This window comes from Bordetella tumulicola (genome assembly GCF_054779135.1).
Genome location: NZ_BAAGYU010000011.1, coordinates 275,405 through 288,303, shown reverse-complemented (window position 1 = coordinate 288,303; position 12,899 = coordinate 275,405). Strand labels below are relative to the sequence as shown.

At 59.4% G+C, this 12,899-nt stretch carries 9 protein-coding genes and 1 pseudogene; 5 read left to right on the top strand and 5 right to left on the bottom strand.

Annotated elements, in window-relative coordinates; all coding sequences use genetic code 11:
* The first annotated feature begins 70 nt into the window (after positions 1-70).
* The gene (locus tag ACYVDM_RS23535; RefSeq protein ID WP_415790198.1) at positions 71-244 is read left to right on the top strand and encodes a hypothetical protein; all 174 of its coding nucleotides are present in this window, start codon (positions 71-73) and stop codon (positions 242-244) included.
* A gap of 24 nt (positions 245-268) precedes the next feature.
* Positions 269-505 (top strand): annotated as a pseudogene (locus ACYVDM_RS23530) (YXWGXW repeat-containing protein); the annotation flags it as partial.
* Positions 506-922: 417 nt separating this feature from the next.
* Here the strand turns inward: ACYVDM_RS23530 and ACYVDM_RS23525 are convergent.
* Positions 923-1,477 (bottom strand): hypothetical protein, encoded by a 555-nt coding sequence (locus tag ACYVDM_RS23525; protein WP_460475490.1) that lies wholly within the window; start codon positions 1,475-1,477, stop codon positions 923-925.
* A 157-nt stretch (positions 1,478-1,634) separates the two neighbouring features.
* Complete coding sequence (locus ACYVDM_RS23520) at positions 1,635-3,095, bottom strand: efflux transporter outer membrane subunit (protein ID WP_415790196.1); 1,461 nt, start codon at positions 3,093-3,095, stop codon at positions 1,635-1,637.
* A gap of 88 nt (positions 3,096-3,183) precedes the next feature.
* Here ACYVDM_RS23520 and ACYVDM_RS23515 point away from each other — a divergent pair, with 88 nt between their 5' ends.
* The 3 genes from ACYVDM_RS23515 (at position 3,184) to ACYVDM_RS23505 (ending at position 8,051) form a co-directional block, all read left to right on the top strand.
* Positions 3,184-3,801 (top strand): TetR/AcrR family transcriptional regulator, encoded by a 618-nt coding sequence (locus ACYVDM_RS23515; RefSeq protein ID WP_415790194.1) that lies wholly within the window; start codon positions 3,184-3,186, stop codon positions 3,799-3,801.
* Between the two features lie 75 nt (positions 3,802-3,876).
* Positions 3,877-4,983 carry an efflux RND transporter periplasmic adaptor subunit gene (locus tag ACYVDM_RS23510; RefSeq protein ID WP_415790192.1) on the top strand — a complete coding sequence of 369 codons (1,107 nt, stop codon included), beginning with the start codon at positions 3,877-3,879 and terminating at the stop codon, positions 4,981-4,983.
* The gene (locus ACYVDM_RS23505) at positions 4,980-8,051 is read left to right on the top strand and encodes an efflux RND transporter permease subunit (protein WP_415790190.1); all 3,072 of its coding nucleotides are present in this window, start codon (positions 4,980-4,982) and stop codon (positions 8,049-8,051) included. The genes ACYVDM_RS23510 and ACYVDM_RS23505 overlap by 4 nt, the downstream gene beginning before the upstream one ends.
* 93 nt (positions 8,052-8,144) lie before the next feature.
* Here ACYVDM_RS23505 and ACYVDM_RS23500 read toward each other — a convergent pair whose 3' ends face one another.
* From ACYVDM_RS23500 to ACYVDM_RS23490, 3 genes are all read right to left on the bottom strand, one after another.
* The gene (locus tag ACYVDM_RS23500) at positions 8,145-9,719 is read right to left on the bottom strand and encodes an argininosuccinate lyase (protein WP_415790188.1); all 1,575 of its coding nucleotides are present in this window, start codon (positions 9,717-9,719) and stop codon (positions 8,145-8,147) included.
* 56 nt (positions 9,720-9,775) lie between these two features.
* On the bottom strand, positions 9,776-10,414 hold the full coding sequence (locus ACYVDM_RS23495) for a UbiX family flavin prenyltransferase (protein WP_415790186.1): 639 nt from the start codon (positions 10,412-10,414) through the stop codon (positions 9,776-9,778).
* 73 nt (positions 10,415-10,487) lie between these two features.
* Entirely contained in the window at positions 10,488-12,839 is a 2,352-nt protein-coding gene (locus ACYVDM_RS23490) for a penicillin acylase family protein (RefSeq protein ID WP_415790184.1), read from the bottom strand.
* Between the last annotated feature and the right edge of the window lie 60 nt (positions 12,840-12,899).

The window sequence follows — 12,899 nt, the reverse complement described above, 5'->3', positions numbered from 1 at the left end:
GCCCCTTGCCGTATGCCTAAATAGGCGCGTCTGTACGGAGCAACCCGTACGTTGCTGAAGGAGCGACATCATGAAAACCCTTGCCATATTGCTTATCACCGCCACGACCTTGGCTGGATGCATTGTGGTTCCGCACGGTCACGGCGGCCGTGGCCACGGCGGGTACGGCTACGCACAACCGAGCCACCACCACGGCGGACATTACTCGGGACATCACGGTTCTCGTTATCGCCACTATCGCTAAAGATTTTCCCTACGGGAGATCGCTATGAAGACATTCAAACGCCTATCTGCCAGTGTGTTGATATCGGGCTCACTGGCCGTCGCATTACTTGCCCCGCTACCCGCAGCGGCCGCCGACGTTTCTATTAGTATTGGCGTCAACGCCTGGAACGAACCACCGCCACCGCTGCCCATCTACGAGCAGCCGATGATTCCGGGTCCGGACTATATCTGGACGCCCGGCTACTGGGCCCTAAACCGGGGGGGCTATTACTGGGTGCCCGGCGCCTGGAGTCTGCCGCCCTTTATGGGGGCGCTGTGGACCCCCGGCTACTGGGGCTATGTCAATAACGTCTATCGTTGGTATCCCGGCTACTGGGGCCAGCACGTCGGCTATTACGGCGGCATCAACTATGGGTTCGGCTATATCGGCTCGGGATATTCGGGCGGCTACTGGAAGGACCGACACTTCCACTACAACCGCGAGTACAACCGTATCGACACACGGCGTGTCAAACACGTCTACCACCGCAAGGTCGTCCATCACGTCGACAACCGCCGCATCAGCTATTACGGCGGCCGGGACGGTGTTCAACGTCGCCCCACTGACCGGGAAATGAGGGTCGACCGCGAGTATCGTCGGGCCGCCGAGGCACGCGATCACAAAGACCGTCGCCGAGACGCCGCCTACGACCGTCCGTCACATGACGGCCGTCCGAACGACCGTGCAGATCAGCGAGAACATTCTGACGCAAACCATCGTGACGGCGGTCGACGCAATCAGGAACACCAGCGATCGGACAGACGCGAGCAACAAGCTCGTCAGGAGAAGCAACACGAGCAGCGTCAGCAACAAGCTCGTCAACAGCAGCAGCACGAGCAGCGCCAGCAGCAAGCCCGTCAACAGCAGCAGCACGAGCAGCGCCAGCAGCAAGCCCGTCAACAGCAACAGCACGAGCAGCGCCAGCAACAAGCTCGTCAACAGCAGCAGCACGAGCAGCGCCAGCAGCAAGCCCGTCAACAGCAACAGCACGAGCAGCGCCAGCAGCAAGCCCGTCAACAGCAACAGCACGAGCAGCGCCAGCAGCAAGCCCGTCAACAGCAACAGCACGAGCAGCGCCAGCAGCAAGCTCGTCAACAGCAGCAGCACGAGCAGCGCCAGCAGCAAGCTCGTCAACAGCAGCAGCACGAGCAGCGCCAGCAGCAACAGCAAGCCCAGCGCCAGCAACAGGCCCGGCAACAGCAGGCGCGGCATTCTCAGGAATCACGTCAGCGGGGAGGCGACCGTGGTGGCCACCGGGGTGGCGAAGACCGCGGCGGTCGGGGCCGTGGGGATTGATTGCTCGTCGTCGATGTACGCGTAATGGCGCCTCAAAGAACGCGCAGCGTCGGGTTGCGTGTTCAAGGGATAATCAACGGGCCGCCATGGTTTCGGATGGTGGTGGCTGCCAGCCACCACCAAGCGCTCTGAACGCGGCGACGGCAGCACGCGCCAATTCAGTTTGTGCCTGAGCCTTCGCGTCCGAAGCCTGCAAAAGAGACGCGTCGGCGTACAGCATGTCGATCAGGCTCGCGGCGCCACGTTGATAAGCCGCGAATGAGGCCCCCCTTGCACGGGAAAACGATACCTCTCCTTGTGTCAAGGTCGTGGCTTGTTCCCCGCGATTCGTCAATGCCGAAAAAGCGTTCTCCACATCCTCGGTCGCACGCAGAACGGCTTGACGGTATGCGGCCAATGCCTCGGCCTCCTTTCCCTTCGCGAGATCGATCTGTGCATTGATGCGGCCGAAGTCGAAAAGCCGCCACCGCAATCCCAAGATGCCCACTGCTTGGCTCGCGCCGCTAGTGAACAGATTGCCGCTGGAAATCGTCGTAGCGCTTCCCAACAATCCACTCAGCGAGAACTTGGGGTAATACTCTGCGACCGCCTCGCCGATCCGGGCGTTGGTCGCCGCTAACCGGCGTTCGGCTACGATGAGGTCAGGGCGACGTTGGAGCAAGTCGGCGGGAGACCCCATATCGGTGATCGGTGGCATCACTGGAATCGGTGCGGCAGCTTCGAGTTCAATTCGATGCGTGCCTGGTGCAACACCCAGCATCACATCCAATGCGTTCATCGCCGCATCGAGGCCAGCCTGGAGAACGGGAACAGTTGCTTGAACCTGCGACAGCGCACCTTCCGTCTGTCGCACTTGATACTCGGCAGCCAGTCCCTTCCCGTAGAGTAGGCCGACTTTCTCCAGCAAGTCTTGCTGGGTTTTAACCTGCCGCCGGGCAATGTCGAGGCGGGTCTGCAGGCCCCGGATGGTGATGTAGATGTCCGCCGTCTGTGCGGCTACCGACAGCCGTGTCGCCACGGCGCCGGCTTGTGAGGCTTGGTAGTCCGCCTGCGCTGCTTCTTGACCGCGCCGCAGCCCCCCGAATACATCGGCTTCCCAGCTTGCACCCAGATTGATCTCATAGGCATTTCCCCATCTGTTATATCCAGGCGTCGCATTGAGCACCTGTCCCAACGGGGCTTCTACTGACTGCTGGGCACGAGCGGCCGAGCCACTGGCTACGCCAGACGGAAATAGGGTCGCATTGGCTGCCCCAAGGCCTGCACGTGCCTGGGTGACGCGAGCAGCTGCCTGCGCCAGATCCAGGTTCTGTTCAAGTGCCAACGACACGAATCGCGTCAGCAACGGATCGTCGAATCCTTGCCACCATGCAGCTAACTCGGCCGCAGACATGCTGCGGCCTTGTCCGGGTGACGCTTGCCCGATGTAGTGGCTCGGGAGAGGCGCAGCCGGTCGGCGATAGTCAGGGCCCACCGCGCAACCGGCCGTCACGCCGGCCAATAGCAAAAGAACGAGAAAGCGACGGGGAGGCATGATGATCCTTGGGGTTGCGATTTGCTGTGACCATAATACCAAATGGTCACTTGTTGTCAATCTTCTGTCCTCGCAGTAAGCTGATGCAATGACTAAGACACCTTCTCCCGCGCCCCAACTTCGGGGGCCTTCGGATCATGATGTCCGAGATCAAATCGTCGAGGCAGCGACCGAGTATTTCGGTCTTTACGGCTATGAAAAAACGACCGTCTCCGATCTGGCGAAGGCGATCGGCTTTTCCAAGGCGTATATCTACAAATTCTTCGACTCCAAACAGGCGATTGGCGAAGTCATTTGTGCCAACCGTCTGAGCGCGATCATGGTGGCTGTCGATCAAGCCACTGCCGACGTGTCCTCCGCGTCCGAGCGGTTTCGCCGAATGTTCAAAGTATTGGTGGAAGCTGGCAGCGACCTGTTTTTTCATGACCGCAAGCTCTACGACATCGCCGCGACTTCGGCCAGAGAATCCTGGCCGTCTGCTCGTGCCTACGAGAGCCACCTCAAAAGCCTGGTCTTACAGATCGTGCGCGACGGCCGCGAGTTGGGCGAGTTCGAGCGTAAGACCCCGCTGGACGAGGCCGCCAATGCGATCTACTTGGTGATGCGTCCATACATCAATCCGCTGTTGTTGCAGCACAACCTGGTCAGTGCCTCCGAGGCGACTCCTCAGCTTTCCAGTTTGATATTACGTAGCCTGGCACCTTGACTGCGCCAATGTGACTATTGACTATTTTAGTCACTTGAATAAAATGAGAGCCCTATTTCGTCAGGAAGGGTTCCCATGCTTCGGCGCCAGCTCGTCTCGTATGTCATCTGTCTGTTGCCGCTTGTCCTAACCGGATGCGGCGACAACAACGCCTTTGATCCGCGCACGGAGTCCCCCCTGGTCAGGGTAGATGCGGTTCAAGATGCATCTGCCGCGTCACGATCATTCACGGGTGTCGTGGCTGCCCGGGTTCAAGTCGACCTGGGCTTTCGCGTACCCGGCAAAGTATTAGAGCGTCTCGTCGATACCGGGCAGACCGTCAAGCGTGGCCAGCCTCTCATGCGCATGGACCCGATCGATCTGGAATTGCAGGCGCGAGCGCAGCAAGAGGCAGTTGCGGCAGCTCGGGCGCGTGCCAAGCAAACGTCCGACGATGAAGCGCGTTATCGCGATCTGGTCGCCGAGGGCGCTGTTTCGGCGTCCACATACGATCAAATCAAAGCCGCGGCTGACGCGGCGCGGGCGCAGCTCAAAGCGACCGAGGCCCAAGCCGACGTCGCCAGGAATGCGTCGAGCTACGCTATCCTGACGGCCGATGCGAACGGCGTCGTTGTGGAGACACTGGCCGAGCCGGGGCAAGTCGTGAGTGCTGGGCAGCCCGTCATGCGCCTGGCGCGGGCAGGACAGCGCGAAGCCATCGTGCATTTGCCCGAAACGCTACGACCGACCGTGGGGTCACTTGCCCAGGCGAGGCTGTACGGCAAACAGCAGGCTACCGTATCGGCAGAATTGCGACAGCTATCTGATGCGGCGGATCGCGCAACCCGCACTTACGAGGCCAGGTATGTCCTTCAAGACGTGCTCGCCAACGCACCATTGGGCGCAACCGTCACTATCGAGATTCCAGACAACATCACGTCCATGCAGCTGCTTCAGGTGCCGATCAGCGCCTTGTTCGATCCGGGCAATGGAACAGGTGTTTGGGTCGTCCAGGGCCAGCCGGCAAAGGTAACGTGGCGATCCATACAAGTTCTGGAATTGAGCGATGACGCTGCACGAGTGAATGGCAATCTCAAGCTCGGCGAGCAGGTTGTATCGCTGGGTGCTCATCTGCTTCATGAAGGAGAGCAGGTGAGATTGCTCAGCCAGCACGAAGCCTCGGCCACCGGAGGCCGTCCATGAGCGAAGGCCGTTTCAATCTCTCTGCGCATGCCGTCCGCGAGCGTTCCATTACGCTCTTCCTGATCATTCTGATCTCGATCGCGGGCCTTCTTGCGTTCTTCCAGCTAGGTCGTGCGGAAGACCCGCCCTTCACCGTCAAACAAATGACTGTCATTACCGCGTGGCCCGGTGCGACTGCGCAGGAGATGCAGGATCAGGTGACCGAGCCACTGGAAAAGCGCATGCAGGAACTACGCTGGTACGACCGCACGGAAACCTACACCCGCCCAGGATTGGCCTTCACCGTTGTCTCCTTGCGTGACAGTACGCCGCCTGCAGAGGTCCAGGAGCAGTTTTATCAAGCTCGCAAAAAGCTGGGGGACGAATCCAGGAATCTACCGAACGGCGTCATAGGGCCAATAATCAATGACGAATTTTCGGACGTTACGTTTGCACTCTTTGCCCTGAAAGCCAAAGGCGAACCACAACGGCTACTGGTACGTGATGCGGAATCTCTGCGACAGCAGTTGCTGCATGTGCCGGGCGTGAAGAAGGTCAACATCATTGGCGAGCAGTCCGAACGCATTTTCGTTTCTTTTTCCCATGACCGACTGGCAACACTGGGCGTTGCGCCGCAAGACATTTTTGCCGCCCTCAACAGCCAGAACGTACTAACTCCCGCTGGCTCCATCGACACTGACGGGCCACAGGTCTTCCTTCGTCTGGATGGCGCGTTCGATAAACTGGAGAAAATTCGTGAAACCCCGATCACGGCGCAGGGGCGAACACTAAAACTTTCGGATGTAGCGACGGTTGAACGCGGCCACGAAGACCCGGCAACCTTTCTGGTACGCAATAACGGTGAGCCGGCGTTGTTGCTAGGGGTTGTGATGCGTGACGGCTGGAACGGCCTGGACTTGGGCCAAGCGCTCGACGTAGAGACCAGCAAAATTAACGCCGGCCTGCCCTTGGGCATGACACTGACCAAAGTGAGCGACCAGTCCGTCAACATCAGCTCGGCGGTCGACGAGTTCATGGTCAAATTCTTCGTTGCGCTGCTTGTCGTGATGGTGGTCTGCTTCATCAGCATGGGCTGGCACGTCGGTATCGTCGTCGCAGCAGCGGTACCCCTAACACTGGCCGCCGTCTTTGTAGTCATGGCTGCCACAGGCAAGAACTTCGACCGTATCACCCTTGGTTCGTTGATTCTGGCATTGGGTCTGCTAGTAGACGATGCCATCATCGCCATCGAAATGATGGTAGTAAAAATGGAGGAAGGCTATAGCCGCGTCACGGCATCGGCCTATGCTTGGAGCCATACAGCAGCCCCCATGCTTTCCGGCACGCTGATCACGGCCATCGGATTCATGCCCAACGGATTCGCACACTCAACAGCGGGCGAGTACACCAGCAACATGTTCTGGATCGTCGGCATCGCCTTGATTGCCTCTTGGGTCGTCGCAGTGGCGTTCACGCCCTACCTCGGGGTAAAGATGTTGCCAAAGATCAAAAAGGTGGAAGGTGGGCCCGCAGCTATCTACAACACCCGCAACTACAACCGACTCCGTCAGGTATTGGTTCGCATCATTGCGCGTAAATGGCTGGTTGCCGGAACCGTTGTGGGACTATTCGTGGCGGCTATTCTGGGAATGGGGTTGGTCAACAAGCAGTTCTTCCCGAGTTCCGACCGACCCGAGGTACTTGTCGAAGTGCAAATGCCGTATGGAACGTCGATTGAACAAACCAGTGCCACGACGACAAAGATCGAAGATTGGTTGAGAAAGCAAAAAGAAACAAAAATCGTAACGTCCTACATTGGCCAGGGGGCACCGCGTTTTTATCTGGCCATGTCGCCTGAATTACCCGATCCCTCATTCGCCAAAATCGTCGTGCTGACAGGTAGTCAAGAGGAACGAGACGCTCTCAAACTTCGGCTGCGCCAAGCCGCAGCGGATGGTTTGGCTTCTGAAGCCCGGGTACGTGTCACGCAACTCGTGTTCGGTCCATATTCACCATTCCCAGTCGCCTATCGGGTCATGGGGCCGGACCCCAACAAACTGCGCGCTATTGCAGCGCAGGCTGAAGCCGTCATGCAAGCGAGTTCCATGATGCGGACAGTCAACACGGATTGGGGATCACGCGTACCGACCTTGCACCTCACGCTTGACCAAGATCGACTTCAAGCGATCGGCTTGACCTCCAATTCAGTGGCTTTGCAGTTGCAGTTTCTGCTGACTGGCGTGCCGCTTACAGAAGTTCGCGAAGACATTCGCTCGGTACAGGTAGTAGGTCGTGCGGCGAGCGACATCAGGCTCGATCCAGCAAAGATCGCCGGTTTTACCTTGGTGGGATCAGCAGGGCAACGCATCCCCTTGTCTCAGGTGGGAATCGTCGATGTGCGAATGGAAGATCCCATTTTGCGGCGTCGGGATCGCACGCCAACCATCACGGTACGGGGCGATATCGCGGAGGGCTTGCAGCCACCGGATGTTTCCGCCGCCATTCTGAAAAAACTGCAGCCCGTCATCGACCAACTGCCGCCGGGTTATCGGATCGAGCAAGCCGGTGCGATCGAAGAATCGGGAAAGGCCAGTACGGCCATGCTGCCGCTATTCCCAATCATGATCGCGCTCACCCTGCTAATCATCATCTTTCAGGTGCGTTCGATTTCGGCAATGGTCATGGTGTTTGCCACGAGTCCACTCGGCTTAATCGGCGTAGTGCCGACCCTGCTCATATTCCAACAGCCGTTTGGCATCAATGCACTCGTTGGCTTGATCGCCCTGTCCGGCATCTTGATGCGCAACACCTTGATTCTGATTGGTCAAATTCACCATAACGAGAAGGAAGGGCTAGATCCGTTTCGTGCCGTCGTTGAGGCTACGGTGCAACGTGCCCGCCCAGTACTGTTGACGGCATTGGCGGCGATTCTGGCATTCATTCCACTGACGCATTCCGTGTTCTGGGGAACGCTGGCCTATACCCTAATTGGCGGAACATTCGGCGGAACGATTCTGACCTTGGTTTTCCTCCCGGCGATGTATGCCATCTGGTTCAAGATCAAGCCTGGTTCCACCGGTTTGGCATGACGACCACCGCACATACCTCTTAACAAGGCCGCAATATGTCGCCGGCCTCATCCGCGCATAAGTTGTCAGCGCTGACCGTCCCGCCAAGCCACGTCACTTGGCTGCCGCGCCTGCCGCCAACTGATCAAATTGCTGATCCAGTTCCGCCAACGAGGCGTTGATATGATCGCGACGCGCTTTGATCCAGGTCGTCTGCTCCGTCAAGCGCGCTTGCGCTTCCTTGAGCATTCGCTGCATTTCGGCGGGCTGTGGACCGCCCGACGTCTGACGATTCTTGACGATCGCCACCGGATCCAGAGTCGACCGAAACTCGGCCTCACTCATGGGCAACTCGGCGGGATAGTCCGCGCCCTTTACGGCTTCGGCATAGATACGTCGCGCCTGATCGTAGGGGAAGTCCAGCGGCTTGATGTTGTTGGCCTTGGCATAGCTCACGACCTCTGAGGCAAAGTGATGCCCCACGCGAAACGGCAGCTTGTATTGACGCATGAGGACGTCGGCCAACTCCTGTGACGCTGTCCAATCGCTATTCAACTCCTCGAGTGCGCGCTCCGGACTGACAACCAACGCCTTCAGGACGCGGTCCCAGCGCTTTAACACCGTAATAGCGCTGTCCACCATGGCGGTATTTTGCTCGGTGTCCTTGGGGTCGCTCATTCCCGGGGTAATGTTGTGCGTCTGCCAGACCGGCCCCATTGCCAGGGTCACGGCCGTCGAGGCGTCGCTACGCGTGCTATTTAACAAGCCCGGATTACGCTTTTGCGGCATCGCGCTGGAAACATAGGTATTGCCGCCACCCTCTTGCAGCAGAATCCATGGGCGTGGCTGCGCATACTGCGTCATCACGTCTTCAATAAAGTTGCCGGCATGCAGGGCAATGCTCGTGACAATCGCCCCCACCTCGACAGGCTGATCCATCGACGAGATCTGCGACGCATCATAGGCATTATCGACCAGCGCAGTGAACCCCAGGTACTGCGCCATGCGTTTGCGATCCAGCGGCCAACTGGTGCCATTGAGCACCGTCGTGCCCATGGGAGACCGGTCAATACGGACGTAGGCTTCACGAATGCGCTGCGCGTCGCGATCCAGCGCAGCCGCGTGGCCCAACAGATAATGACCGTAGCTATTGGGCTGCGCCGCCACACCATTGGTGTAGTTGGGCACAATCGTGTCGGCATGCTTTGCCGCCTGTTTGACCAGGGTCGTAGACGTAGCCTGCAGCTGATCGGCCAACGCCAGCAGATTATCGCGCAATATCGCGCTGCGATAGGTAGCATGCATGTCCTGGCTCGAGCGGCCGGCGTGCAACAACGTGATGTCCTGGCCCGCCGCCTTGATCAATAACGGCTCAAACGTAATCACGGTAGAGGGCCGTTTCGCGCCGGGCTGATTCCCCTCGTCGATGACCTTGGCAACACCTGCGGCCAGTCGCGCACCCAGGGCTTGATCCAATAGCCCCTGCTCGGTGTTGATCACCGCCGTCGCCTTGTTCATCTCCCCAAGCCAGAAAAACGGGTCGCGCACGGGTTCGGCGGCAGCTGTCGCCGGAGCGGCACCCGCGGGCGCGGCGGATTTAGCCGTAGCCGGCTGCTGTGCCCACGCACCCGCGCTGACAACCGAAAAACAAAGTACAGCGCTCAAAATACCAGGGGAATAATGTCTCATATGTTCTCGTTCTGGGCAGGTTATCCGTGGGGAGGGGCAAGCGATTAGTGTACTGATTAACGCGGCACTGCTGAATCGTCCTTGTCGTCGCCAAAATCACCGATCTCGACCGGATTCGGCGTTTCGCCCCAGCGCGGAACATTGGGCATATCCAGGCCAAAAGAATCTAGCGCGCGTCCCAATGAATGATCGACGATGTCCTCAATGGATTTGGGATTCGTATAGAACGCGGGGACAGGCGGATGAATGATGGCGCCCATCTCGGTCGCACTCAACATATTGCGCAGATGGCCCGCATGCAACGGTGTCTCGCGCACCATCATCACTAATGTGCGCCGCTCTTTGAGCACGACATCCGCGGCGCGCGTCAGCAATGACGTCGTCACCCCCGTGGCCACCTCGGCCAGCGTACGTACGGAACACGGTGCAATCAACATTCCCATCGTACGAAACGACCCGCTGGCGATCGCCGCGCCGACATCATTAATGGGATAGACAACATCCGCCAGCTCATGCAGATCACGACGGCTCAGTTGGGTCTCGTATTCACGTGTCATTTCTCCGGCCCGCGACACCACCAGATGTGTCTCGATGCCAAGCTCGCGCAACACTTGCAGTGCGCGAATACCGTAAACCACCCCGGTTGCGCCGGTAATACCCACGATCAGACGGCGCGGGGAATTGGACTGCTTCATTCTTTGGCCTTAAAAAATAGCGACAAACCGTCAGCGCCATCATAGCCGCCTGCGGCGCCTGCCTGAACAACGATCACACCGCCGGCACCAGTTCTATGCGTCGCCGCACCGCGGCATCGACGGCCTCGCGTGAGTACAGCAGCGGCACATATCGCCCACGGCACCAGCTCGACGCCATGTCCGCATAGTGCGGGCTGGCGGGATCCCCCGACTGGCCTGGCGCGTTGATGGCCACGCTGCCGTCCCAGGCCCCGACATCCATGACCAATCGCACTGACGCACCGATCGTGGCGCGGAAATCGCTCATGCGATAAGAGGTATTCATCACGGTATAGGGCGACCCGCCCACCGGATACGGGCCGGCATTCCACAACCGCTGGGCCTGCGGATCCAGTCGTCCCACAGCATGTTCAAAAAACCCGTGATGCAATGCGCCCCATGCCCACCCCTGCACGCGCGGCCCCAGTTCGCGCACGCAAAAAGCGTAGGCGCGCGCCAGCGTGTCTCGCATCAAGGCGTTACGCCCGGTAAAAGCGTTGGATTGCGCCGGATCGATGAGATCAAGCAACGTCGTCACGTCGCCGGGCTCCAACAATGGCCGTACCACGGGATCGTTGGAAAAATGATCCAGCAACGCAGGCCGCAGAAATTTTGCCCACCAAACCTCGCACAGCGCCGCCGCCGCACTGTCCGGATCCAGATGGCCACTCCAGGCATGCAACAACCGCCATCCCAAGTCCGCCTCATCCTGACCTGACGACGGTTGCGGCATAAAGGAGGCCAAGACCTTACATAGCCGCTGCGCGGGCAGCGACAACGTATCGCACTGCAAGTCCATCGATCCCTGCACCGTATGTGCCGTGCTGGCAGACAACACCGTATCGATGCGCGCGGCGCGCGAAGGGTCCGCCCACTCGTAGCTCACATGCCGATCGCCCCAATCCTCGCCTGCGGGTAGCTTGTTCTCGTTGGCGCTCGCCACATAGCCACAAGGTGGATCCTGCAAGCTGGGCAATCCGTCACCCGGCCAGAAACCTTCCCATTCGTATCGGCCATCTCCCGGCACCGGCAATAGTCCGTCCCAATGGCGCCGGCGCGGCCATTTGCCTGCCGCGACCCATGCGATATGGCCCGAGGTATCGGCATAAACATGATTGACGGCGGGGACCGACCAGTTTTTTAACGCCTGGCGATACTGCGCCAGATCCGTCGCCGTCATTATCCCCAGGCTGTTGTAATACGGCGCGCTGCCGGGCTCCGTCCAGACCGTGCGCAGGGCATACGCCAGATGCCGATCGGTATCGATCCAGGTCACCGGGCCATGGCGTGTATAGCAAAGCTCGACATCAACATCTGCCTGCCCTTTGACGGCGATCACCTCACGCTCGACACGCAGCGACTCCCAGCCATCGCCATAGCGATAACGGCTGGGGTCGTCCGGATGCAGCGTCACGACCACCAAGTCCTCCTGGTCCATCATCAACAACGTCAGTCCGAAAGCGATCGTGCCGTTATGGCCGATGCAGATACCGGGTTGGGCGGGCTCGCCCGCGCCGGCCACATCCAAGCCCGGCGCCTGCAAATGCACCAGATATCGCAACGACGGCATGGAGTACGCCCGGTGCGGGTCGCTCGCCAAAATCGGTCGACCTGTCGCCGTGTGCGTAGGGGCAATCGCCCAGTTGTTGGAGCCTTCGGCATCCATGTCGAGGCAAACCTCGCCATTCACGTCGGGCTTGCGCCATCGCCAAGCGTCCTCGGGCCGGCATGCCAAACGCTCGGCCGAAAACGTCACCGGCGCGCACGCCAGCTTTAGCGCGTCCAGCGCAAGCTCGTCCAGACTGGATAAATCCAGCCCCGGCGTCACCTGTGGTGCACGTGCAGGCTCGATGGAACGACGCAATAGATCTGTCTGTGCATCCGCCGCAGCCATGACGAGACCACGCTTAAGCTCAAAATCCGCATTGCGCATCAACGAATGCGATCGAATGCGCACCACGTCATCGGCCTGCCAATGCTGGGGCCGTGTATTCAGTCGATGAAACTCGGGCGGCAGACGCTGCGGATCTTGCAACACGTAGTCCACGTACGCGTTAATGCCATCGACAAAGGCCTGGGCGATCTCGCGTGACTCAGGATGCGTGTAGGCCTGCCATTCGGCCTGCATATCGCCACGGTACAAAAACAAACGCGCCGCACGATCCTGCTCGAGATAGCCAGGCCCAAAATCGGCAGACAGCAACCCCAGGCCACGCTTGCGCCACAGGTCTATCTGCCAGAGTCGATCGCGAGCGGCATTGAAACCCTGGGCCACAAACGCGTCGCGCACATGCTGGGCGCGAATATGCGAAATACCCCACGTATCAATGAGGATATCCACCGGCCCCGCCAGCCCCGCCACCTCGTGTACACCCGCTGAATGCATGCCCCCTCCGTGTCAGACCCGCGCCTGTGATGCCGACGCCAAGTGGGTAGTTTGCCATCA